We start from the raw sequence: 25565 nt of genomic DNA on the forward strand, positions 1-25565 counted from the left end.
TTAAAGTTCAACTTCATCTAAAATCTCCTTTTTATTAATATCCTGATCTTCTACTACCAAATTTTCAAGAATGAAAACCTGTCGATCCGGTGTATTTTTTCCCATGTAGAATTCCAGAAGTTGATCAATTGTTTGATCTTTTCCTATCACTACGGGTTCTAAACGAATATCTTTTCCAATAAAATGCTTGAATTCGTCTGGTGAAATCTCTCCCAAACCTTTAAATCGGGTAATTTCAGGGTTTTTACCCAATTCATTCAAAGCTTTTACTCTTTCCTGCTCAGAATAACAATATCTTGTCTCTTTTTTATTTCTAACTCTGAATAACGGAGTCTGAAGAATAAATAAATGTCCGTTTTTAATCACATCCGGGAAAAACTGAAGGAAAAACGTAATCATCAGAAGTCTGATGTGCATTCCGTCGACATCGGCATCGGTTGCGATAATCACCTGATTATATCTTAAATCCTCAAGACTTTCTTCAATATTTAAAGCAGCCTGCAGTAAGTTGAATTCTTCATTTTCGTAAACCACTTTTTTGGTCAAACCATAACAGTTCAAAGGTTTACCTTTTAATGAAAACACAGCCTGAGTCTCAACATCTCTCGATTTTGTGATAGATCCTGATGCAGAATCTCCCTCGGTGATAAAAATCTGTGTCTCCGCTTTTCTTTCGGCTTTTTGATCGTTGTAATGCTGTCTGCAGTCACGAAGCTTTTTATTGTGAAGAGATACTTTTTTTGCTCTTTCTCTTGCCAGTTTCTGAATTCCGGAAAGTTCTTTTCTTTCTCTTTCGGAAATTAAGATTTTTCTTTGAATTGCTTCAGCAATTTCAGGATTTTTATGTAAAAAATTATCTAATTTACTTTTTAAGAAATCAATAATAAATGTACGAACAGTTGGTCCGTTTGGTCCCATATCATTCGAACCCAATTTTGTTTTCGTCTGAGATTCAAAAACAGGCTCTTCAACGTTGATTGAAATCGCCGCAACGATAGATTTTCGCACATCAGAAGCGTCAAAGCTTTTATTAAAAAATTCTCTGATCGTTTTTACATACGCTTCACGGAAAGCATTCAAATGCGTTCCACCCTGCGTTGTATTTTGTCCGTTAACGAATGAAAAATACGTTTCCGTCTGAGATTTATCAGTATGGGTAATCGCAACTTCAATATCATTATCTTTCAAATGTACAATCGGATACAAAGTATCACTTTCCAATTCTTCTTCAAGCAAATCTTTCAATCCGTTTTCAGAAAAGAATGTTTCACCATTAAAAAGAATTTTCAATCCAGGATTCAGATACGCATAATTGCGGAGCATTCTTTCGATATACTCTTTTCTGTATTTAAAATGAAGAAAAATATCTGCATCGGGAATGAACGAAATCTCGGTTCCGTTTCTGTCTGAAGTTTCTTTCTCATCATGTTCTTCAGTTATTATACCTCTAGAAAATTCTGCAATTTTCATTCTCCCTTCACGGAAAGAGCGCACACGGAAATAATCTGAAAGTGCGTTTACAGCTTTTGTACCGACACCGTTCAAACCTACAGATTTTTTGAAGGCTTTGCTGTCGTACTTACCTCCGGTATTCATTTTTGAAACGGCATCGACGACTTTCCCCAAAGGAATTCCACGCCCAAAATCACGGATCGTGACTTTTCCGTCATCAACTTTTATTTCGATTCTTTTACCGGATTTCATCCTGAATTCATCAATCGAGTTATCCAGAATTTCTTTCAGTAAAATATAAATACCATCATCAGCAGACGAGCCATCGCCAAGCTTCCCGATGTACATACCGGGACGCAAACGAATATGTTCCTGCCAATCGAGGGTTCTGATATTATCTTCGGAATAGATAGGTTGTATTTCTTGTGACATATGTTATTTCAGCAAACATACAAAAGTACAAAAACGCCGAAAAATATCCGAATTTTTAGGTTTCTATTTATTAATATTTTTAGTTAAATTTTAATATTACAACCATATATTTCTTGAAATTTAATTTAAAATATTTGAAAATTTGCTTTAATTTAGATTCATAAAGAATTTTTAAATGATACAACTTCCTTCTTCGAAACTTCCCAACGTAGGAACCACCATATTTACCCAAATGTCTCAACTCGCCAATCAACATCAGGCAATTAATCTTTCACAAGGTTTTCCCGATTTTGAAACAGATTCAGCATTACTGAATTTAGCAAATGATTTCATTAAAAAAGGGTTTAATCAATACGCTCCTTTAGGGGGAATTATTGGTTTAAAAGAGGAAATTGCAAGAAAAATTGAGAACAGTCATCAAGCGACTTACCATCCCGAAACTGAAATTACGATTACCGCAGGCGGAACTCAGGCAATTTTCACTGCGATTGCCACTTTCATTCAGAAAAATGATGAAGTGATTGTTTTTGAACCCGCTTATGATTGTTACGAACCGACCGTAGAGCTTTTCGGAGGTGTTGTAAAACGTTTTCAAATGAAAGCTCCGGATTACGAAATCGATTGGAATGTTGTGAAAAATTTAGTTTCAGAAAAAACAAAAATGATTATTCTGAATAACCCAAACAATCCTTCAGGCAAAATTTTAAAAGAAAATGATATTCAGGAATTAATAAAAATTGTACAAGACACTAATATTTTAATTTTGAGTGATGAAGTGTATGAAAATATTGTTTTTGACGGAAACAAACATTTAAGCATTTGTAAATATCCCGAACTCAAAGAAAGAAGTATTTTAGTAGCCTCTTTCGGAAAATTATTCCATATCACAGGTTGGAAAATTGGATATTGTGCTGCTCCAAAAGCTTTGACCGATGAATTCAGAAAAGTACATCAGTTCAATGTTTTCTGCGTAAATACGCCACTTCAGATGGCTTTGGGAGAATACATGAAAAATGATGAACATTACAATCAACTGAATCAGTTTTTTCAGGAAAAAAGAGATTTTCTGAGACAGGGTTTAGCCCAAACTTCATTCGAACTTCTCGATTGTGAAGGAACGTATTTTCAGGCTTTGAAATACGACAAAATTTCAGATAAAAATGATTTTGATTTCGCAACAGAATTAACGATCAATCATAAAGTGGCAAGTATTCCGTTTTCGGCTTTTTACAAGGATAAATTAAATGAAAATGTGATCAGACTGTGTTTTGCAAAGAAGAATGAAACCCTAGAAAGGGCGATTGAAAATCTAGCTAAAATTTAATTTCAAATTCTATTTAAATCAGATAAGTGGAGAAAGCAATCTCGCTAAATGTTCAAAGAAAACTTTATGCTTTGGTCGTTTTTTCCATTCATTTAATATAATCTCGTCACAATCATCCATATCGCTGAGAAATATATTTTGTAGTTTCTGATTAACCTCTTTATCAAACACAAGGGTATTTACTTCAAAATTAAGCTCCTGACTGCGAACATCCATATTTGCCGTTCCTACACAAGAGAAATTATCATCTATCACCATTGTTTTAGCATGAATAAACCCTTTTTTGTAAAAGAAAATCCTGACATTATTTTCTAACAATTCTTCATAATAAGAGTAAGCAGCAGCGTTCACAATCACAGAATCTCCTGATCTCGGAACCATTAATCTCACATCCAGCCCGGAAAGAGCTACTTGCTTTATCGCATTCAGAACAGTTTCCACCGGAATAAAATAAGGCGTCACAATATACACTTTTTCTTTAGCAGAAAGAATAGCCGAGGTTGTACTCAGCATGATAGAAGGTTTTGTATCGGGACCGCTTGCTGCAACCTGTACGATTTTATTTTCCGAACCTAAATTTTCATATTCGAAATATTCCTGCGATAATTTGGGAATTTTTTCAGTAGCAAAAGTCCAGTTACTTAAAAATAAAAACTGAAAATAAAAAGCGCCATTCCCTTTAATATACAAATGAATATCTCGCCAATATTGTTTGGAATTGGGATTAATATACTTATCTGAAACATTGATACCACCCGTGAAAACTTCTTTTCCGTCTACGATAATAATTTTCCTGTGATCACGATAATTTACTCTGTTGGCAAAAATTCTAAAAGTAATTTTATTCACCGGAGAGACTTCAACGCCTGCTTCCTTTAATCTGTTTAAAAGTTTTTTTCCTATTTTTCCGCTTCCCATGTCATCATACAGAAAGCGAACGACTACTCCTTCCTTTGCTTTTAGCACCAAAAGATCAGCTAGTTTATTTCCAATATCATCATTTTCATAAATATAATATTCTAAATGGATATGATGTTTTGCCTTTTGGATGACTTCAAAAACTTTAGAAAACTTTTCTTCTCCATTCACCAATATTTCTACTTCATTTTCCTGTGTTAAAGGAGAATATCCTGAATGATAAAGAAAATTTATGGTGGTTATAAAATGATTCAGCTCGTCTTTCCGACTGTTTAGTGTTGTATAATGAGTTTCTTTAACAAACTTTAAAATCTTCTGAAAAACTTCTTCATTCCCTTCAATTTTAAACGTATAAAATTTATTCTTTCGGTAGTTTACCCCAAATACAAAGTAGATAATGATCCCTACGAAAGGGAGAAAAACAATCAGCATAAGGTAAGCCAGCGTTTTGCTCGTGGTCTTGGTATCTATAATAATTTTAGCGGCAAGAAAAAATACACCTGCAAAGTATAAAACTTCAATACCTACTAAAATATAGGGAAACTGGTCTAAAAACTCTTTAATCATCATAAAATTATCGCTGAATCTAATGTCATTTCATCTATTAAAGATAAGAAAAAGGAGCAGACATTGCCTACTCCTTATTATTTTAAAAAAACATTCCGCCGGAAACTTCAATTCTTTGTGCGGTAATCCAACCTGCATCATCGGTGCATAAAAAAGCTACTACTCCACCGATATCATCTGGCAAACCAGCTCTTCCTAAAGCCGTATTACCAGCAACCATAGCGTTTACATGTTCATCATCTCTTGTTCTTCCGCCACCAAAATCGGTTTCGATCGCTCCCGGTGCAACAGCATTGACTTTAATTTTTCTTGCGCCTAATTCTTTCGCCATGTATTTGCTTAATTGGTCAACTGCCGCTTTCATAGAACCGTAAACCGATGAACCGGGCATTGCAAATCTTGCCAAACCTGAAGAAAGATTGATAATTCCGCCATTATCGTTCATAAATGGTAAAAATTTCTGAGTAAGGAAGAAAACTCCTTTAAAATGAATATTTACCATATCATCCAACTGCTCTTCTGTAACATCTGCAATCGGCATATACAAAGCCGTTCCGGCATTATTAATAAGAAAATCAATGTTTCTGCTTCCCGTATTTTCTTCTAAATGATCACCTACTTTTTTAACGAATTCATCGAATGATCTCACATCTTTTGTATTCAATTGATAAGCAATTGCTTTTCTTCCCAAAGCCTGAATTTCAGCTACGGTTTTATCCGCTTCTTGTTTATTAGAATTGTAAGTAATAATTACATCCAATCCTTTTTCTGCAATTTTTAAAGCTGAGTTTTTACCTAAACCTCTACTTCCGCCTGTTACAAGGGCAATTTTTGTTCTGTTATTCATATTTGATCTTTTGTTGGTACAAAGTTGAGCCAATTTCAAACGAATTTATTTACTCCAATCAATCTGAAATTTGCAAAATTCAAATCACGCACGAAATTCCATTGGAGCAAATGACGTTTTACGTTTGAAAAAATTGGAAAAGTGAGCCACCTCTTCAAAACCTAAAGCGTAAGAAATTTCGGAAATATTCCAACTGGTTTGTTTTAATAATATTTTAGCTTCCTGAATCAATCGATCAGCAATAAATTCTGTGGTTGTCTTTCCGGTTTTTTCCTTTAAATTTTTATTTAAATAATTCACATGGATCGACAATCGATCTGCAAAATCTTTAGCTACTTTCAATTGAATTCGCTGACTGGAAGACTCAATCGGAAACTGTCTTTCCAACAATTCGATAAACAAAGAAACCACTCTCACTGCTGCATTATGCGAATTTCCAACTTTTTCTGCGGGTTGTAGCTTTTGTCCGTAATGAATCAGTTCTGAAACATAATTTCGGATCAAATCATATTTAAATTCATAGTCAGAATCTATTTCTTTTTTGATTTTTCCAAACAACAAATCAATTTCATCAGCCAGCTCGTCATCAATCTCAAAAACAGGAATACTACCCGGTTGAAATAATGGCAAATCTTCAAGAATATTTTTCGAAGAATTTTTAGTAAAAAAATCAACCGTAAAAACACAGAAATTACCAGACTGATTCTCGTCTTCAGGTACGTAATGATAAGGAACTTTCGGGGTTGCAAAAAGCAAAGCATTCTTTTTTATTGAGATTACTTTATCTGCATATTCTGCCCTGTTTTTCCCTCTGATTAAACTTATTTTATAATATTTTCTCCTGTTATAAGGCATTTCAGAAGTCTTTTTGATATTGGCGATGGTCTGCGCAATATCAAATACATTAAAATGACCAATATCTTTGTGAAGACCTTTCGGAAAGATACTTTCCATATCTTTTCCCAATCCTTTAGTCATTTCAAGATAAAAATCTTCCAGAGAAGCATGAGCTAGTTTTTCCATAATGCGGAATTTGTATAATTCAAATATAAGAAGAACTTATAATTCTACAGACATTCTCCTGCATTTATAGATTCCCATTTTCCGTCTTTAAACTCTTTACAATAGCTTAATGCTCCGCTTTTTGTTTCTTCATAAACACAGAAAAGATTTGGATTTTTATCGCTTTTGGTAATTTTAATAATCTTATTCTTAATTACGTCAGTAACAGAAAGGTAATCGGTCTTTTTCTTCTTGTCTTCAGAAACAAATATCGTTCTGATATACGGATCAACCTGATGAAAATAATTACAGTCGCTGTTATAAAAATTGATTGTGTAATACAGCTTTTTATAATTTCTTTCTGAAAAAGGAACCGGAAGAGCACGCTGATAAAGTTCTGAAAATTTATTTTTCTCAGATTTATACAAAGGATTCATATCATCAAGATCATTTAATCCATCGCCATCCGAATCTTTATTATTTGGATTTAAGCCAAAACTACGCTCAAAAATATCATTATACCCATCCTTATCGGTATCTTTTATTAAATCTTCTAATTCTATTTTAAACAACTTTCCGTCTTCAATTGCCGAAGAATAATGTTTCTTGATTTTTTCAGCAAAACTTCCCTCCATTTGCAGAAATCCATCCTGAATAATAGGCTTTTCCTGAATAATATTAATGTAATACTGATTAAAACTTAGACCCAGAAAATACGCATAAGGAATACGGTTTTGAATTTTCAGCAGCCAATAACCTGCATCATTTTTTGCCAAAGAATACAAAGTATCCCCAACTTCCTGTTTTGCAAAGCATATAAACTGACGTTCAAATTTATAATCAAAAATGCCGAAATCTTTATTGTATTTTTGAATTTCAGAAGCCTGTATCCTAAAGTCATGTTCATAAATACTATCTTCTTTAAATGTTCTAAAGTTTTTTAAATCAACAATTTGAAGATATTCAGGTTTGTGAGCAAGAATGCCTGTAACAGTTTGTGGTATTTTCTCTTCAGGATTCAGTGTTTCAGATCTATCATTAAAACAATTGGTCTGTTCTTCATTTTTAGAACATGAAAAAACGAACAGTAAAAAGACTAGATATTTCAAGATTATTAATTTTCTCTAAAAATAGTAAAAAAACGCTCCCAAATTCATGGAAGCGTATTTTAAAATACTATATAACTAACTTTTAATATTTTTAAACATTAAATCTGAAGTGCATTACATCACCGTCCTGAACGATGTATTCTTTACCTTCTACAGAAAGCTTTCCAGCTTCTTTTACTTTTGCTTCAGAGCCATACGTTACATAATCATTGTATCTGATTACTTCCGCACGGATAAAACCTTTTTCGAAATCTGTGTGAATTACTCCTGCAGCTTGAGGAGCAGTCCAACCTTGTCCGATTGTCCAAGCTCTTACTTCTTTTACACCTGCTGTAAAATACGTCTGAAGCTTTAATAAATCGTAAGCTTTTCTGATCAAACGGTTTACTCCAGGTTCTGTAAGACCTAATTCTTCCAAGAAAATTTCTCTTTCTTCGAAAGTTTCAAGTTCATTGATATCAGCTTCGATCTGAGCTGCCAAAACTACTGTTTCAGCACCTTCGCTTTTCGCCATTTCATCAATTTTTGCGATCCACTCGTTTCCGTTTTTAATTGAATTTTCATCTACATTACAAACGTAAAGAACCGGTTTATTGGTCAAAAGCTGAACTTCACCAATGATTGATTTTGCAAAATCATCCATCGCAAATTCTCTTGCATTTCTACCGTCTTCAAGATGTTTCTGAAGATTTTGAAGTGTCTCGTATGTCAATAGATCTTCTTTCTTACCAGATTTAATAAACTTCTTTGCTTTGTCAACAGCTTTACCCACTGTTTCCATATCTTTTAACTGAAGCTCGATATCGATAATTTCTTTATCTCTCAAAGGATCTACAGAACCTTCAACGTGGATAATATTTCCGTTATCAAAACATCTTAAAACATGAATAATCGCTTCACACTCACGAATGTTTGCCAAGAATTGGTTTCCTAAACCTTCTCCTTTACTCGCTCCTTTTACAAGACCAGCAATATCTACGATCTCTACAACAGCAGGCAAAACTCTTTCAGGGTTTACCAGTTTTTCAAGCTCAAATAATCTCTGATCCGGTACAGAAACCGTTCCTAAGTTCGGCTCGATAGTACAGAAAGGATAATTGGCAGACTGTGCTTTAGCATTGCTTAAGCAGTTAAAAAGAGTTGATTTACCTACATTCGGTAAGCCTACGATTCCACATTTCATAACGTTAGATTCAAAGTTTAAGGTTTAAAGTGCAGGTGATATTACCTTTCACTTTCAGCGTGCAAATATAGTGATTTTACGGTGAAATTCATAATAAAAAATCCGCCAATAATTTGACGGATCTTCAGAAATATTTTTTTTTGCTATTTGCATTTATGGATTATTCCCTGTTGCTTCCTGAGCCAGCGGAACATCATTTGGAGCAGATGCCATTGCGCTGTCTAAGTTGAATAATGATTCGTCTGTAGCTCTATCGCCACCGGCAATTTTTAATTTATCTATTAAATTGGAAGCTAAAGTTTCTTCTTCGATCTGTTCCTGAACAAACCATTGCATAAAGTTCCATGTTGCCCAGTCTTTTTCTTCCAAAGCCAAATCTACAAGCCTGTAAATAGAGGTTGTATTGTCTACTTCATGTTTAAAAACACCATCGAAACAAGCCGATAAAGTTTCCGGATCTGCAGGCGGAGCCGGAATTGCATCCACTTTTGGTTTTCCCCCTCTGTTTAAAACGTACTCCATAAATTTTATGGAATGATTTCTCTCCTCCTGCGAATGACGGTATAAAAAATTGGCAATTCCCTGATAACCTTTGTCATCTGCCCAAATTCCGTACGATAAAAATGTGTGTGAAGCGTGAATTTCTTTATTCATCTGGTCACTCAATGCTTTTTCCAGCGCAGGTGAAAGTCTGTTGGTATTCATAATTGTATATTTTAGTGTGATTATAATTATAAATACAAAAATGATTCCGTGGAAAGTCCCTTTCTTTATTTTTGACAAAGACAACAACACAATCAACTACAAATCAATTGATTAAAAATATAATTTGGATTTAATCTAAAATAAAAAGCCAAAACCTATCGGAATTGACTTTCAATTTATTGTAATAATAAAGACTTATAATTTTAAAAAATCAAATTATTTCTTCGTCAGTTTTGCCAGATAAGAATCTTCATCCTGAATAACTTTTTCTATTTTAAAACCGTTATTTTCAGCAGCATTTTTTAAGGTATTAAAATCAAGATACAGCCATTTGATAGGATCTTCAGACTCCCCTTTGTAATGAACAATATAATCCAATTCACCATAATATCCTTCTGCAGGAATGTAAACTCCACCGTCTTCATCCGCATCGAACATATACAGAATATCGGTGCTGTCAATTAAAATTTGTCCGTTTTTATTTAATAAAGAATGAAGCTTTTTAAGATAAATATCAATTACTTTCAAGCTTTGAAAAATTCCGGTTCCATTCATTAACAAAAGAATCGTGTCAAAAGTTTCTCCCGAAAACTCAAGCATATTCTGAGCAACCGCCTTTTGAATTCCCCTTGATTGACAAACCTCAATTGATTTTGGCGAAATATCTAAAGCAGTAATCTCTAAATTTCTTTCATTTTGAAGATACAACGAATGTGAACCTGCTCCAGCTCCGATATCTAAAACTTTTCCGTCAGCTAGTTTTAAAGCTTTCTTTTCAATTTTATTCATCCCTTCAAAATCTCTGAAAAGATAGTCTACCGGAAGTTCATCGAGTTCGGAAATTGAAGTTTCAGTCTGCAAATCCTCAGGATTTTCATTGTGAAAATAATCCCAGATTGCACGTCCCATTAAGTCTTTCATAGTGGTAATTATGGATGCAAAGATAAGATTTAGTAATATCAATTTAAAGCTATATTTAGATTTAAACTAATTATTCGTTATTTTAGTAATAAGTCAATTGTGATGACTCCAACCCTCTTAAAGCATCAGGATTGTTTTGTGGGATAATAAGGGGAAATTTTCTATCCGAAGATATTAGTTGAGTCTAGATAATTAAGGTTTTTCATAACTCTTGAATTATTCACATTGTAATTGAGAAATAAAATAACTAACATTTATTGTCAAAGTACTGTGTACATTAGTATTTATGTCCGATTTTGTTATTTTTTAACAAATAATTGTTTAAGATTTAATAGGTTAAATATCAAGCTATTAAACACCAATTACTTATTAATGTTTAATAGTTTATTACGCAATAGTGTTATTTTTATCACATAAATACTTGTAAATCAATGGTGAAGGGAGTTCTATGCAAATGTGGAAAACTTTCAAGGTTAAAACTTAGGTAATTAGTCTTTACCTATAGTAACTACACAATCCATTTTGTAACTTTACATAAGTTTTAAGGAACATAAAAAAGCTAGACGGTCGAGGTCTAGCAATTTTTTAGCTTAAACTAGAACAAATATTAATTTAAATTTGAAATCTATGAAATGGAAATTTAAAAATAAACATTTCGATTTTGAATTTTCAATCAGCGCCGAATTTGTTGCAATTTTGCTGAGAGGGATTCATTTTTTTTAACATTCAGAACACCGGAAGGTGGTTTTTTTGTTCCGTTTTGTTGTATCAAAATTACAATTTATTTTTATAATTACAATTTATTTTTGAATTAACAGGCATAGTTGTATTACTGTTTCCTGTAATATCAACAACCATAGTACTTCAGGAGTATGTTAATTTTTTCTATCAGAATCATCAGGTTTGATTAAATAATAGCTTCTCCTGTTTGTCAAGTACTGTTTATATATAGTTTCTTGAATTTAAGCTTCACAATCTTTATTAGCATTAAAAGTCCAATATTAATTCGAATAAGTTCCACTCGCAAAAGCACTGTCTATAAACACCCAAAATCAGTTTTTAATCTCACATTATTTTTCTTGCAAAAATTTGAGACTATTGAATTTTCATTTCAATTTTTTAGAAAATACGTATTAAAGCAAAATAAACTTACACTATTTGATGGGAATCAAAGAAAAAACAAGTTACCAATTACCAACCAATATCAATTTAATAGAATTTAAAACAAAAAAAATATTGAATTAAATTATCTGTGACTATCGGAATTATCCACATTTTCTATTTTCAACTGCATTTCTTCTTACAATATTTCCCTAACTTGTCTTTTCTAAAAACGAGATTCATCTCATGACAGATAAACATTTAAATTTTCAACAGGGATTTACTTTCAGCAAACATATTCCGGAAGACATTTCACATTTTGACCGAGTTTTTGATGTGTTCAAAGATTTATTGACCCACACTTCAGGAGATATCGAGGAGGCTTTTGAATGGCTCGATATGCTCGACAAAGAGTATGATATTTTCACCGACGAGTATACGCTTGAGGATTTTGAAGAAGATTTAAGAAAGCGAGGTTACATCAAAAAAGAAGACGATTCCGAAGATGGAAATTCAGGAACCGGGAAAGGTAAAAATATTCTTACAGCCAAACTGGAAGCCGCTTTACGAGAATATGCTTTAGATCAAATTTTTGGCAAACTCAAAAAAAGCGGAATCGGAAATCACAGAACCAACAAATCTGGAGTCGGTGACGAGCGCGATGGCGAAAACCGAAATTTTCAATACGGCGACGATCTTTCTACCGTCAATATGACTGAAAGCTTGAAAAACGCACAGATCAACAACGGAATTTCAGATTTGCGAATGACCGAAGACGACCTCATCGTAGAAGAAACCAAACATAAAGCTCAAATGAGTACGGTTTTAATGATCGATATCAGTCACTCGATGATTTTGTATGGTGAAGACAGGATTACACCTGCCAAAAAAGTTGCAATGGCTTTGGTAGAATTGATCAAAAGAAAATATCCCAAAGATTCCATCGATATTATCGTTTTCGGAAACGAAGCTTGGCCGATAAAAATCAAAGATCTTCCTTATTTGCAGGTCGGTCCGTATCATACCAATACCGTTGCAGGATTAGAATTGGCTATGGATATTCTTCGCAGAAAAAGAAATACCAACAAACAGATCTTCATGATCACCGACGGAAAACCGAGTTGCCTGAAACTTCCAACCGGTGAATATTACATGAACAGTGTAGGTTTAGACCAGAAAATTGTAACGGAATGTCTCAATAAAGCTGCACAAGCCAGAAAATTGAAAATCCCAATTACAACTTTTATGATTGCCCAAGATCCTTATCTTCGTCAGTTTGTTAATGCTTTTACCGCTCAAAATAAAGGAAAAGCTTTTCTTACAGGACTTTCAGGTTTAGGACAAATGATTTTTGAGGATTACGAGAAGAATAGGATTAAGAGAATATAAAGTTGGATGTAGGAAGCTGGATGTTGGGTGTCTATAAAGTTTACAAATCAATATTTGGCAAATTTTTATAGTAAAGTCATTGTTTGATTTCTTAATTAGCTTAACCTCCAGCTTCAATCATCCAACACCCAACCATTAATAACAACATCATTACAAAAAATGAAAAACGATACAACATTCAAAGAATTAAAAAAATCAGGATATACCGATAAAACCATCAGCCAAGAAATTCAGGCGAATTTAATTGCAAAGATCAAAGCAAAAGAACCCGTTTTTGAAGGACTTTGGGGCTATGAAGATTCTGTAGTTCCACAATTGAAAAAGGCAATTTTAGCGGGACATCATATCAATTTATTAGGTTTACGAGGACAGGCAAAAACCAGAATTGCAAGAAGCATTGTCAATCTTTTGGATGAATATATGCCAATCGTAAAAGGTTCTGAAATTAATGATAGTCCGTTTCAGCCGATTTCAAAATTTGCGAGAGATTTAATTGCTGAATTGGGTGATGAAACTCCAATTTCGTGGGTTCACCGTTCAAATCGTTTCTTTGAAAAACTGGCAACTCCCGATGTAAATGTTGCCGACTTAATTGGCGATATTGATCCTATTAAAGCAGCAACTTTAAAGCTTCCTTATTCCGACGAGCGTGTTCTACATTATGGAATGATCCCAAGAGCGAATCGTTCGATTTTTGTTTTAAATGAATTGCCCGATTTACAGGCTAGAATTCAGGTTTCTCTATTTAACATTTTGCAGGAAGGTGACATTCAGATTCGTGGATTTCAGTTGAGAATGCCTTTGGATATTCAGTTTGTGTTTACGGCAAATCCAGAAGATTATACCAATCGTGGAAGCATTGTAACTCCGTTGAAAGACAGAATCGGATCTCAAATTTTCACACATTACCCAAAAACCATTGCTTTAGCAAAACAGATTACCGAACAGGAAGCTCAGGTTTCTGCAGAAGATAAAGCACAGATTCAGATTCCTGATTTAGCAAAAAACCTATTGGAAGAAGTGGCTTTTGCAGCCCGTGACAGCGAATATGTTGATGCGAAAAGTGGTGTAAGTGCCCGTTTGACGATCAGTGCAATGGAAAACTTGGTCGCAGCAGCAAAATTACGATTAATAGAAACCGGAACCGATAAAACTACCGTTCGTCTGCTTGATTTCATATCGATCATTCCATCAATTACCGGAAAGATTGAATTGGTTTACGAAGGAGAACAGGAAGGCGCTGATTATGTTGCAAAAATTCTGATTGACAAAGCGGTGATGATTCAGTTTGAAAGTATTTTTCCCCGCATTTCAAAACTAGAAAAAGAAGGCATCAAAACTCCGTACACCGATTTGATTAAATGGTTCAACAAAAATCATTTGGAATTAAATTATACCGATACCGATGAAGAATTTTATAATAAATTTAACAGCATTGCACCTTTAACCACCGTTGTTGAAGAAAATGCTTCAGAATTTAGCAAAGAAGACAAAAACTTCTGCAAAGAATTAGTTCTTTGGGCTTTAACCATCAGTAAAAAATTAGATAAGTCTGAAAACAGTGCAACTTATACTTTTGATTCTGCAGATGTAAGACAATTGTTCAGAAATTAATTTTGAAACAATAATAATGACATAGAGGAAGCGTAAGTCTTGAGATTTATGCTTCCCTTTTTTTGTTTTTAGGTACACGTCAGTTCGAGTAGAAATTCTGAAAGAATTTTGTATCGAGAACAGGCATCATAAAAGAGTTCTCGATATATTTTTCCTTCTCTTTGCTATGGAAAAACACTCGAACTAACGAATTTTATTTTTTCTAAAAACCATTCATTCTAAATTGTATATTTGTCAGAAATTAAAGCACAATTTTGGAACTACAGGAACTTTTTGAACGTTTAGCGATACTTTGTATATCGATCTTTACTCTTTATTATTTTTCAAATAGAAACCGTAACATCAGACTGCACCCTCTTTTGGGATTAATTAGCGTTTGTACATTTTTTATGTGTTTGGTTTTTACCAAAGCGGAATATAGTCTCGGAGTGGGTTTTGGTCTTTTTGCCATCTTCTCGATCCTGCGTTTCAGAACGGAAACTTTTACCATTCAGACCATTGTTTTTCTATTTGTCTCCATCACACTTTCGCTATTAGACGGACTTTTGCCCATTAAAAATCTTGAAATTCTCTTAGGGATCAACATTTCGATTGTTGTAATTTATTTGATCTTAAATTATTTCGAAAAAAAATCACCTATCGTTTCTGAAAAAAACTCGATTGAAGTTATTTCCTCATTAGATTTTCTTCAATTGGAAGAAACAGAACGCAAAAGAGTTTTAACCGAAAAAACAAAATTGAAAAATTTCAGCTATAACATTAAAAGTATTAATCTGAATGATAATATTGTGATTTTAAAGGTTTCTCATTAATAATTACATTAATCTTTTTAGATTTCTCCTACGTAGAAATGACATTCTTTTTGAAAAATAGCAGAATTAAATTTCTCGCAGATTTAGGAAATTAAGCAGATTTTTAATTTAATGATCTGCGAAATTAGCTCAATCTGCGAGAGAAAACTCAATCCATATAAGCTCTTGCCTGCTTAATGTACAATTGCTTTTCATCCCCTAAATATTTGAATTCAATATCTAAAGGATAGCTTCTCTTGGTCATTTTTCGTTTCTGCCAAAGAAGATATAATTTTCGTTCTAACACAGGAGAAATATCAAATAACTTTTTAATTTCTGTTTCTGTAAGAATCGGTTTTCCACTGTTTAGGCTTGATGTAGAACGATAATCAACCACAAACGAACCTAAATAATTGAAATTGTGACAGTAAAATTCATCGCAAGTTACACCTGGCTCAGGTTTTACTACAGACTCTTCACCTAATTGAACATTTACGGTAATTCCTGCATATTGATCACGGTACAAATTTCTTGTGACCAAAACTCCGTTGGCTTTTTCGTCTGGAAAAGAACGGTGTACCAAAACTCCCATTGCACAGCTTTCATGATCGATCCCAAACAAATCGCGCTCCTGAAACGCACGGAAATTCCAAAAACTCGACCATACATCCAGAATAGCTTTCTCAACAGTTTTTGCAGAATCTCCGATGATTGCGGTTTTAGAATCGTATAATCCAGCTCCGTTGAAGCCTTCCATATCTTCAGCATTGGTTGAAGAACGGAATCTGAAGTTTTTAAAATCACTTTGTGCATTGAGCTTTTCTTCAATTTTCTTCAAAAGTTCAGGATCCACTTTTGAGTTTTTTACCGTTTTTCTGAATGCTTTTAGTTCTTTCTCCAACAGTTTTACAGAATCTTTCGGAATCGCGTACAATGCATTGATTTTATCCTGAAAATGATTATCCTTAATATGCTGATCAAAATAATAAAATGGAATTGCAAAAGCGTATTCCGGAGTTTTATACGACTTTAATTCTTTTTGAATCTGTTTTAAAAGTCCAAGATTTGTAGCTTTTGAACCGATAGAATTGACAATATTTAAAGGCGTTGTTGTTTCTAAATCGACCAAATTGGTAACCGAAAGATCTTTCTTCAGAATAATTTCTTTTACTGCTTTTTTAGCTGGAATTGGTTTTTGTGAAGCTTTTAATGAATATGAATTTTCTTTGGTTATCAACTCCACTTTCTTACCTAAAAGGTTATTGACAGATTGTTTATCCCAAACTTTCGTATCAACATACACCGGAATATTTCTATTTTTCGCCAGTAAAACCAAATGGCTTAAAGGAGTCTGAAGCTCGGTAATAATAATTCCACGAACTGTTGGAATAAATTCCGGAGTTGTATTAATGATGATAATTTCATCAGATTTAGGATTGAAATCTTGTTTTTTCTGCAAATCATATTTTTTCAAAATTCCCACATTAGAAGCATTCTCAATCGACTGTTCTGTAATTCTTTTAAAAATAAAATCTGAGAAAACTGTTGGTATTTTTAATGCTTTTTTTGAATTTAAACCTATTACATGGGGAGAATTCAAATAAAACTTCAACTTATCTTTGAAAAACACATTTTTATTGACCTCATTAAAAAAGAAATTGATCAAACCTGCATTCATCTCATCAGAAGCTGCCAGTTCCATCACCCAGTCATCAGAATCTTCCAAATAATTGATATTCGCAAGAAGATAGGTTCTCTTGTTGGTCGGATTGTAAGATTCTTTGTTAAACTCTCCGATTTCCTGGCTAAATCCCAAAACCTGCGAGCAGAAATCATAATGATAGGTATATCTTGTACTGTTAAAGAAATATAATTTTTTCGCACCGTAATCATAAACCACTTTTACAGACTTCATATTGGTAAACTTATCGGTCAACGGTTTTCCGGAAAGATTGAGAAACTGCTGTTTCTTGGTTATAGAATGCACATAATTATCCTGTGAATACGATAAAAGTGAGAAAGTGAGAAATAAGAATAATAAAATATTTTTCATGTCTTTGTGAAGATTACCTCACAAATGTAGAAAATATCCTGAATGTGACAAATAGTAATAAATTTGGTAACATTTTGAATTCCCCTCCTTTGGAGGGGTGGATTCGACCAAAGGGAGAAGGCGGGGTGGTTTTAGAATATCTTTTTAAAAAACAGGGAATTATTTTTGATATACTTCTACTTTATAGCCCCGATAGAAACGGCATCCTTTTGTGGAGCGAAGCGGAACAAAAGATATAGTGGATAGCGGGAAAAAGCTACGGAAAAACATGAGTAATTGGTAATGATTAATAAGTAATAATTCTACTTATTTTTGATAGTGATTGTTCTCCAAAAGCAAAGTCCCGTTTTGAAAATAAAACGAGACTTTACAAGTAAAAACAAGGTATCTTTAGATGACCGGTCCTGCCGCATCTTTTATTTCTTCTAATAATTTTCTGCGTTCTTGAAGTCTTCTTCTTGCAATGACAGATTTCCCATTGATAAGTCTAATAAATCTTGGATATTTGAATTTTTCTTCCCCAAAATGATGCGTCAAAACAAACAGTAAAATTCCGAAACCTGCAACGATAATGTAGCCGAAAATTTTCTTGTTGGCAGAAAGGATCGCATTGAGCTGAATACTTTTTAAATTGGCTGAAAGATTTTGTGAAGTAAGCGTCATTCCATCTAAATAAACCGCTAAATTGCCTAAACTTTCAATCTGAAACTGATACTGAAACCACGAAAACAAAGCCGAGAAAAAGCCTACCGCAAGAAATGTACGCCAAACCAAAACCAATCCGATCGCAGCCAACATATCATCGAGTTCCAACTTATCTAAAGTATAATACCACACTGAAATAAAGAGCGATCCCATCCCAAAACCTTTCAGAAACATCGGCAAATACCAACTTTCATAATTGAATTCGAGCACCATTGAAAAGTACATAATAATTGTATACCCTATCATCGCAGAAAATCCTGAAAAGATGAACGTTTTAAGAGGTTTTTCTTTTTTAAACCAATAAACAGCGACAATTCCGGCAAGAATTAATCCAGGGATCATCATTAAATTCAGTTTAGCATTGGTCAATTGATCATATCCTAAAACTCCGACTGAAAAAATATTTTGAATTGAAGCAGTTCCTAAGAACATTCCTAAACAAAACAGTAAAAACAATCCGTTTTGAACATTATTTCGCTTGAAAATTTTGAATGACAAATAAGGTCTTTTCAAGGTCATCTGACGAATTGCCAACAAAGCAAAACTAACAAACGCAGCAATACTCGCATTAATGATCCTTGTAGAATTCAACCAATCCTGCTGTTTTCCAAATGAAAAAACATAAGCCGAAAACATGAAAGTAGAAACAAATAAAAGGATACTCAGCCAATCAATGTAATGTAACGGAACTTTTAAAGCAAAATATTTATTATGCATAAAGATCCAGCAAATTAAAGCCATCACGAAACACTGTAGTGACGCAATGATGAAAAACTGCTGCCAATTATAGAGCATCGAAATTTCTACCGCATAGTAACCGGAGATCTGCGTCAAAGTTAAAACAAATGTATAAAATACTCCGTAGAAAACCCCTCTTCCACCCATGATGACCATCAACGGAAGAAAAAGCTCGATGGTGATCATCATTTTTAAAAATCCAATAACCAAAGCACTTACAATGATAATTGCAGGTTCCATAGTAGTTCCATTGATGTAACTTAACAATCCTAAAAGCACCAATAAAAGCACCACTTTATCACGCACTTTATATCTCATTTTAAATCTGAGAACAACCGGCATACAAGCTCCCATCCCAATAGTTGTGGCATAATTTGCCCACATAAAATATTCAGTAAGATGACCGGTTCCGCTCGTCATAAAGCTGATATTCCCGGCATAAACACCTCCTAAAGGCATTACGACCACAAGCAGCAAAACTATAAGTAACAGCTGAACAGGCTTGGGAACCCAATCGCTGAAAAGACCTTTGTTATACATTTTTTTATAGATATTAGATTTCAGATATTAGACATCAGATTTCCAGCATTCTTCATTTTTTCATACATCAAGTCTGGAATCTGATATCTGAAATCTTTTAGTCGTTAATTTTAATTAATTGAAACATTCATATTCATCCCTGCGCTAAGCTTAGCGATATCTTCCTTTTTATTGGATGCTGTAAACTCAATTCTTACCGGAATTCTCTGCTGTACTTTTATGAAGTTACCGGTAGAGTTATCTGTAGGAACACTTGAATATCTAGAACCTGTTGCTGCAGAGACCGCTGTTACCGTACCTTCAAATTCTTTTTTACCTAAGGCATCGGCTGTCATTTTCATTTTTTGTCCGATCTTAATATTGGGCATTTGGCTTTCTAAAAAGTTTGCGGTTACCCATTTTTGATCATTCAAAACAATTGTTCCTACTTGTTGACCCGGCTGGATCAGTTGTCCTTCAGCAATCAATCTTCTTCCCATCACTCCATCGTAAGGTGCGGTAATTACAGTATATGAAAGATTGATTTTAGCCATTTCCAATGCAGATCTTGTTCTTTTGATTTCTGCATCGTTAATTCCTAATTTGCTTTTTACTTCAGTTGTAGAAAGATTGGCCGTCTGCTTCTGATTAACCAAGGTTTCGTATGCCGCTTTTTGAGCATCGTACTCTGTTTTCACCTGGTCAAATTGTTGTTTTGTAACTGCTTCAGAAGCTAAAAGATTTTTGTATCGGTTTAAATTCTGTTCGGCATTCCAAAGTCTGGCTTTTGCTCCGGCAATATTAGATTCCATAACACTTACGTTATTAGAAACCGTATTTACCGATGAACTTGTTGCCGATTTTTGAGCTAAAGCATTTTGATAAGCCGCTTCAGCCTGACCCAATTGAGTAAGAATTTCTCTTTTATCCAAAATCACCAAAGTATCTCCTTTTTTTACCGTTTGATGTTCGATGAATCTAATTTCATTGATATAAGCCGAAACTCTTGTATTGATCGGATTAATAAATTCCTCCACTTGAGCAGCTTCGGTATACGTTTTATCACCAATGTGAAAATATTGACGAATAAGCCAGAATAAGCCCAAACCAATCACCAGAAAAACGATGATATTTGAAAGGATAGCTCTTACTTTATTCTTTTTATTTTGCTTTTTCTTAGCTTCTGCGCTTGAAACCGCAGGTTTTGTATCTTGAGTGTTTTGTTCCTTGTTTTCCATTATCTTGATTTTCAGTTTTAAATAGTTGTGTTTTTGTGTCGCTTTTAACGCAAAGTCCTCAAAGTTTTTTTTATTGCTGACTGTTTTTAAGTTCGCAAAGGCGTTTCACTTATATAAGAACACAAAGGTTTAGTTGTTGAATGTTTTTTATTAAAGCGTTCCTGTTGATTTCAACAGATTATAATATTGATATAAGACATTGATTTCAGCATTTGCCAAATCTAATTCTGACTGTAATTTCTGAAGTTGTGCATCAATCATCTCAGCTTGCACAGCCAATTGATTAAGATATTTAGCTTCTGTAATTTTGTAGTTTTCTTCTGCTAAACTTTTAGCATCATTCAGAATTGCAGTTTGCTGAATCGCTTCCTGGTATTTTGTGTACGCTGCATTCACTGTCATATCAAGATTCTGTTGCACCAAAGTCATCGCATCATTTGCCTGGTTTTTCTGCAGCTCACCAAGCTTCACTCTTTCTTTGGTTTTATATAAATTATCAATATTATAACTCAAAGAAACACCGCCTTGCCAACCGCTCGAGTACATATCCAAAACAGGATTTCTTGTCGTAATTGGTCTTTGCAAAGTATATCCTCCAAAACCTGAAAGTGTCGGCATTTTATCCGTTTTAATAACTTCTATATTTTTATCGGCAACAGCAATATTGGTTTGTGCAGATTTCATTTGTGGATTGCTGTCTTTAGCTAAATTCAGATAATAATCCATCCCAATTCCGGTCTCTTTATTGCCTAAATTTTCTACGGGAATTATCTGAGTTTCGGAATTTAATCCTAAAGCGATATTCAGATTATAATTAAGGATTTTTCTGTTGTTGACTAAGGTTAACATTCCCTGGTCTAAATTTTTAATCGCCAATTCACCACGAATAACTTCATTTCTGGTAACCATTCCCTGCTGATAAAACTTTTGGATATTTTTCAGCCTTTCCTGAGCCAGTTTTTTATTGTTTTGAATAACAACTTCCTGATTTAAAATTTTATAAATATCTAAATAATTAGAAATCACCAAAAACTTGATATCCTGTTTTCTGCTTTCAAAATCTAATTCTGAAAGCTGTTCACGAAGTCCTGCTAACTCAATAGACTTATTCACCAAACCTCCTTTGAAAATGAGTTGAGTCGCCTGAACACCATACGAACTTCCGTAATGCGGCATCGGAATCGTAGTTGAGTTGGAAAAATCTTTATCAATTGCAATTACATTTCCCAAATAGAATTGGCTTGTTGAAGCTGTAATCGTAGGAAGCTTCTGAAGTTTTGTAATATCTTTCTGCTGTTTTGCAATATCGATATTCTGAGCTGAAACTTTAAGTTGCTGATGATTTTGAATTGCCAATTGGGCAACTTCATCCACTGTCATCTGTTTTATTTCTTGTGAAAAAAACAGCGCAGGAAAAAGACCTATCAGAACTGATAGAGCTGTTTTTATGTTTTTTACCATTTTACCTTGCTTTACAGATGCAAAGTTAGTTGAAGCATAGATTCAAACAAATGTTTGAATTCTGGAAAAAGATGTTCAAATGTAGGATTCAGTTATTGATATTGTTGTCTGTATTGACTCGGACTTATCTCTAAATGTTTCTTAAAAAAGTGTGAAAATGAATACTGATCACTGAAACCAAGGATTGTAGAAATCACTGAAATAGGCATTTTTGAAGAGTTAAGATATACTTTTGCCTCATTGATTACAATAGAAGCAATAATTTGACTAGCCGACTTACCCGTCACAGACTTTACTACCGACGAAAGATGTCTCGTTGTAATTGATTGTCGTTCGGCATAAAACTCTACTGTTCTATTATTAAGATGGTGAGACGACAAATCATTTAGGAAAACAAAAACGATTTCTTGCTGTCTCGACATCTGATTCATTGCACGGCTATCTTCATTAGAAATAATTCCTGCTATCTGATAACAGAAAACTGAAAAAAGATGTTCTACAATCTCTTTTTTATAGGTCATTTCAGTTTCAGAATCTAAAATAGATTTTAAGAAATTAACGCTTTTCCAAATAAGATCTAAATCATCTTTAGAAAAAGGAACTCCTACATTCATTTGCTGACGGAAATAGCGATACGTAATCAACCTATTGAATTTCAATGACAAAGCAGAAATAAATTCACGTTTATAAGAAACCATTCTCGATTGGAAATCATCACTCACAGAAATCATCTCATAAACCGTTTGTGGATCTGTCACCATAAATGTATTTGCAGTAAGTTCAAGATCGTTAAAATGTTGACGAAGCTTTATAGAACCGCTTTTAATAAAGATAAAGGCAGGATTATCCGGACGGAAAGGTTTATCCACAGATATTCTTTCGAAAATATTATGTTGTGTAAAAATATCAACTCCGAACTTTTCTAAAGCAGTCATTTTATCCATTTAAATTTAATCTTCCAAAGCATACACTGCGAAACTTGCCAACCAATGATCACCACCATAATTCCCTTGAAATAATAATGGAAGTCCATTATTTAAAAAGATATTTGCTGTTTTTTGAAATTGTTTTTTCAGCGGATGATTATCGGGCAGAGATTTTGCAATTCCTTTCATACACCATGCTTTTGTAAAAGACAATCCTACTAAATGTACGGTTTGATAATCGCTCAAATCACTTACTACAGGAATTTTCTCGATATTTTCGATACTTCTTTTCTCATAAAATTGGTCAAGCCATTTTACAAACTCTTTCTGAGGAAGAATTCGTCTCATCAAATCTGCAATTTCCAAACTCGGAGAAAAGAAATCTGAACCGTCTGGTTCAAGATATGCCGGAGTTTTGGTATTATTTAAATAGAAATATTTTGCTTTTTCAATTAACTCATTTTCAAAAGTCTTATCACCTGTTGCTCTTGCCCAATCTAATGCAAAAACCATTGCAAATGCTGTGTTTGGATGAACTCCTGTTCTGTTGGGATACGTTTGTTTTGGAAGATATGTTTTCCAAGAACTCAGAATTTTATCTGTTAAAGGCTTTAGATTCTGATGCCAGATTTTAGCTTTTGGATGGTTCCAGGTCATTAATTCTTCATCTAACTTTAATAACCAAGCCCAGCCGTAAGTTCTTTCGAAAGTTGTCGTCAATTGAAATTTTGAAAAATAATCAGCTTCAGTTTGTAGATTTTCTTTAGTAAATGAATTGTCTAATATTTTTTCAATGTCTTTAGCAACTGATAAGTCTGGTTTGGTTTTAAGCAATCGAACTAACATCCAATGACCATGAACCGAACTGTGCCAATCAAAACACCCATAAAAACTTGGGTGAAGATCTTTCGGGCTCAAAGTTACTTCATTCGCATTATTAATAATGTGTGCTGTTTTGTTCGGATATTCCTGATTGATACAATGAAGCGGTTTTTCGGATAACTTTATTGCCATTTCATCTGTCAGTTTCGGGCTTTCCTGAGCAAAAATTAAGAACGGCGAAAATGCAAATGCTAAAAGACTTTTTTTCATTCAATAAAAATATAAAAGTAATTCTAAATTTTAAGCATAGTTTTTGCTCAAATTCACAAAATCGATTTATGAAAAAATTATTTATCCCTTTATTTCTCTTAATTCTTATCAATTGCAACAAATCCGGCAAACAACAAGAAATAAAGTCTGATTTAGTTGAGATTATCTCAGAAGATAAAGCTATGAGTTATAATGCTCCCCCTGCTCAAGAAATACCAGTAGAGGCAATGGTTTCGGCTAAAACTGTAGATAACGAACCTATAACTTCGAAAACTCAAAATACTATCTCTAAAAAAATCATCAAAAATGGTGATCTTGAGATTCAAGTGGGTGATATTAAAAAAGCACATCAACAAGTTAATGAAATTGTAAAAAGCAACAACGCTTATGTACAAACTGAGCGTTTTAACAATACTGATATTGATGAAAAACAGTTTTTTACCATTCGTGTTCCACACAAAAATTTTGATGGTTTAATCAATTCTTTTTCAAACGGAATTGGTTCTGTTTTATCAAAAAATATTGCTTCCGATGACGTAACCGAGGAATACACCGATGTTTCAATAAAATTAGCCAACAAAAAAATCTATCTCGAAAAATACCGAGATATGCTTAGAAGTGCAAAAACGACAAAAGACATGCTGGAAATTCAGGAAAATATTCGCGAGCTTGAAGATGAAATTGACGTTGCTGAAGGCAGACTTCGCTTTATTGACGATAGAGTAAACTATAGTACCTTGAATTTAATGCTGTACAAAGAAAAAGTAAGGAGCTCTGCAACCTCAAAAATTGGTTTTGGAAATCGTTTCGGAGATTCTTTCACAGAAGGCTGGAATAGTTTTGTAGCATTTTTCTTAGGAATCATTTCTCTTTGGCCATTCTTTTTATTAATTCCAATTGTTATTTTGGTTTGGAAAAAATGGAGAAACAGAAAGAAAAAAGAATAATTTGAGTTTAATTCAACATCATAAAAAATCCGAATATCAAATGACATTCGGATTTTTTTATTTAGATGAAACTATATTAAGCATTAAAATGCGATTTTACAGTTTCTAAAACCTGTTCATCTGACATTTGCTGAGACGATTCTAAGGTTATTTTTAAATTTTTAAACTGAGCCGTGTCATGAAGATAATGCTTCAGTTCTTCCTGAATCGTTCCCGGACCGGTAATTAAAACTTCTTCGGAATTTGTCAGAAGGTGTTCTACTTCTTTAAAGAATTTCACTTTATTGGTTTGTTCTGCATTGTTCCCTGCATTTTCACTTGAGTTGCCATGCTGTATCACCGCTTTCACCGGGCTGCAAAGAAAAAACTTAAAGGCATTCTGTGCATCATGATTTTTTACGACGATGGCTTTTTGAGAATCGATCCAAAGTCCTGCTAATTTTTTTTCAGACATAATTTGATTTTTTAAAGTTATATCTGTCAATAGACAAGAATGATGCAAAGAGGGTGTTAATGGCTGTTAAATTATTA

20 protein-coding genes are annotated in these 25565 nt (G+C 33.6%); 5 read left to right on the top strand and 15 right to left on the bottom strand.

Annotation, left to right across the window (positions count from 1 at the left end):
• Positions 1-1884: a DNA topoisomerase IV subunit B gene (locus BUR17_RS04955; protein ID WP_074229232.1), complete on the bottom strand. Its 1884-nt coding sequence runs from the start codon at positions 1882-1884 to the stop codon at positions 1-3.
• A gap of 175 nt (positions 1885-2059) precedes the next feature.
• On the opposite strand from BUR17_RS04955, the gene BUR17_RS04960 reads away from it, so the two are divergent.
• Positions 2060-3208 (top strand): methionine aminotransferase, encoded by a 1149-nt coding sequence (locus tag BUR17_RS04960; RefSeq protein WP_074229233.1) that lies wholly within the window; start codon positions 2060-2062, stop codon positions 3206-3208.
• An 18-nt stretch (positions 3209-3226) separates the two neighbouring features.
• On the opposite strand, the gene cls is transcribed toward BUR17_RS04960, so the two are convergent.
• From cls to BUR17_RS04995, 7 genes are all read right to left on the bottom strand, one after another.
• Positions 3227-4696 (bottom strand): cardiolipin synthase, encoded by a 1470-nt coding sequence (gene cls, locus BUR17_RS04965; protein WP_084550408.1) that lies wholly within the window; start codon positions 4694-4696, stop codon positions 3227-3229.
• Positions 4697-4775: 79 nt separating this feature from the next.
• Entirely contained in the window at positions 4776-5540 is a 765-nt protein-coding gene (locus tag BUR17_RS04970; RefSeq protein ID WP_074229234.1) for an SDR family NAD(P)-dependent oxidoreductase, read from the bottom strand.
• Between the two features lie 84 nt (positions 5541-5624).
• Positions 5625-6563: a helix-turn-helix domain-containing protein gene (locus BUR17_RS04975; RefSeq protein ID WP_074229235.1), complete on the bottom strand. Its 939-nt coding sequence runs from the start codon at positions 6561-6563 to the stop codon at positions 5625-5627.
• A gap of 44 nt (positions 6564-6607) precedes the next feature.
• Positions 6608-7651, bottom strand: coding sequence for a hypothetical protein (locus tag BUR17_RS04980; RefSeq protein ID WP_074229236.1), 1044 nt, complete (start codon positions 7649-7651; stop codon positions 6608-6610).
• Between the two features lie 91 nt (positions 7652-7742).
• The gene (ychF, locus tag BUR17_RS04985; protein WP_074229237.1) at positions 7743-8834 is read right to left on the bottom strand and encodes a redox-regulated ATPase YchF; all 1092 of its coding nucleotides are present in this window, start codon (positions 8832-8834) and stop codon (positions 7743-7745) included.
• A gap of 153 nt (positions 8835-8987) precedes the next feature.
• Positions 8988-9539, bottom strand: a complete 552-nt coding sequence (locus BUR17_RS04990; RefSeq protein ID WP_074229238.1) for a ferritin — start codon at positions 9537-9539, stop codon at positions 8988-8990.
• Positions 9540-9755: 216 nt separating this feature from the next.
• Positions 9756-10460: a class I SAM-dependent methyltransferase gene (locus BUR17_RS04995; protein WP_074229239.1), complete on the bottom strand. Its 705-nt coding sequence runs from the start codon at positions 10458-10460 to the stop codon at positions 9756-9758.
• Positions 10461-11807: 1347 nt separating this feature from the next.
• On the opposite strand from BUR17_RS04995, the gene BUR17_RS05000 reads away from it, so the two are divergent.
• The 3 genes from BUR17_RS05000 to BUR17_RS05010 all read left to right on the top strand — a co-directional run bounded on the left by BUR17_RS05000 (position 11808) and on the right by BUR17_RS05010 (position 15376).
• A complete protein-coding gene (locus tag BUR17_RS05000; RefSeq protein ID WP_074229240.1) occupies positions 11808-12950 on the top strand; it encodes a vWA domain-containing protein in 1143 nt (380 codons plus the stop codon).
• 159 nt (positions 12951-13109) lie between these two features.
• A complete protein-coding gene (locus BUR17_RS05005; RefSeq protein WP_074229241.1) occupies positions 13110-14564 on the top strand; it encodes a sigma 54-interacting transcriptional regulator in 1455 nt (484 codons plus the stop codon).
• A 254-nt stretch (positions 14565-14818) separates the two neighbouring features.
• The gene (locus BUR17_RS05010) at positions 14819-15376 is read left to right on the top strand and encodes a DUF4956 domain-containing protein (RefSeq protein WP_074229242.1); all 558 of its coding nucleotides are present in this window, start codon (positions 14819-14821) and stop codon (positions 15374-15376) included.
• A gap of 148 nt (positions 15377-15524) precedes the next feature.
• On the opposite strand, the gene BUR17_RS05015 is transcribed toward BUR17_RS05010, so the two are convergent.
• The 6 genes from BUR17_RS05015 to BUR17_RS05040 all read right to left on the bottom strand — a co-directional run bounded on the left by BUR17_RS05015 (position 15525) and on the right by BUR17_RS05040 (position 24087).
• Positions 15525-17408, bottom strand: a complete 1884-nt coding sequence (locus tag BUR17_RS05015; protein WP_074229243.1) for a PEP/pyruvate-binding domain-containing protein — start codon at positions 17406-17408, stop codon at positions 15525-15527.
• 390 nt (positions 17409-17798) lie between these two features.
• Positions 17799-19391: an efflux MFS transporter permease gene (locus BUR17_RS05020; RefSeq protein ID WP_074229244.1), complete on the bottom strand. Its 1593-nt coding sequence runs from the start codon at positions 19389-19391 to the stop codon at positions 17799-17801.
• Between the two features lie 110 nt (positions 19392-19501).
• Positions 19502-20608, bottom strand: coding sequence for an HlyD family secretion protein (locus BUR17_RS05025; RefSeq protein WP_074229245.1), 1107 nt, complete (start codon positions 20606-20608; stop codon positions 19502-19504).
• A gap of 150 nt (positions 20609-20758) precedes the next feature.
• Positions 20759-22069: a TolC family protein gene (locus BUR17_RS05030; protein ID WP_074229246.1), complete on the bottom strand. Its 1311-nt coding sequence runs from the start codon at positions 22067-22069 to the stop codon at positions 20759-20761.
• A gap of 92 nt (positions 22070-22161) precedes the next feature.
• Positions 22162-23013 (bottom strand): helix-turn-helix domain-containing protein, encoded by an 852-nt coding sequence (locus BUR17_RS05035; protein ID WP_228418615.1) that lies wholly within the window; start codon positions 23011-23013, stop codon positions 22162-22164.
• A 6-nt stretch (positions 23014-23019) separates the two neighbouring features.
• Positions 23020-24087: a DUF2891 domain-containing protein gene (locus BUR17_RS05040; RefSeq protein WP_074229247.1), complete on the bottom strand. Its 1068-nt coding sequence runs from the start codon at positions 24085-24087 to the stop codon at positions 23020-23022.
• 68 nt (positions 24088-24155) lie between these two features.
• Between BUR17_RS05040 and BUR17_RS05045 the strand changes: the two genes are divergently transcribed.
• Positions 24156-25034 (top strand): DUF4349 domain-containing protein, encoded by an 879-nt coding sequence (locus BUR17_RS05045; protein ID WP_074229248.1) that lies wholly within the window; start codon positions 24156-24158, stop codon positions 25032-25034.
• A 76-nt stretch (positions 25035-25110) separates the two neighbouring features.
• Here the strand turns inward: BUR17_RS05045 and BUR17_RS05050 are convergent, their stop codons facing one another.
• Positions 25111-25488 carry a hypothetical protein gene (locus tag BUR17_RS05050; protein ID WP_074230230.1) on the bottom strand — a complete coding sequence of 126 codons (378 nt, stop codon included), beginning with the start codon at positions 25486-25488 and terminating at the stop codon, positions 25111-25113.
• Positions 25489-25565 lie beyond the last annotated feature (77 nt).

It is taken from the genome of Chryseobacterium scophthalmum (assembly GCF_900143185.1).
GTDB lineage: Bacteria > Bacteroidota > Bacteroidia > Flavobacteriales > Weeksellaceae > Chryseobacterium > Chryseobacterium scophthalmum.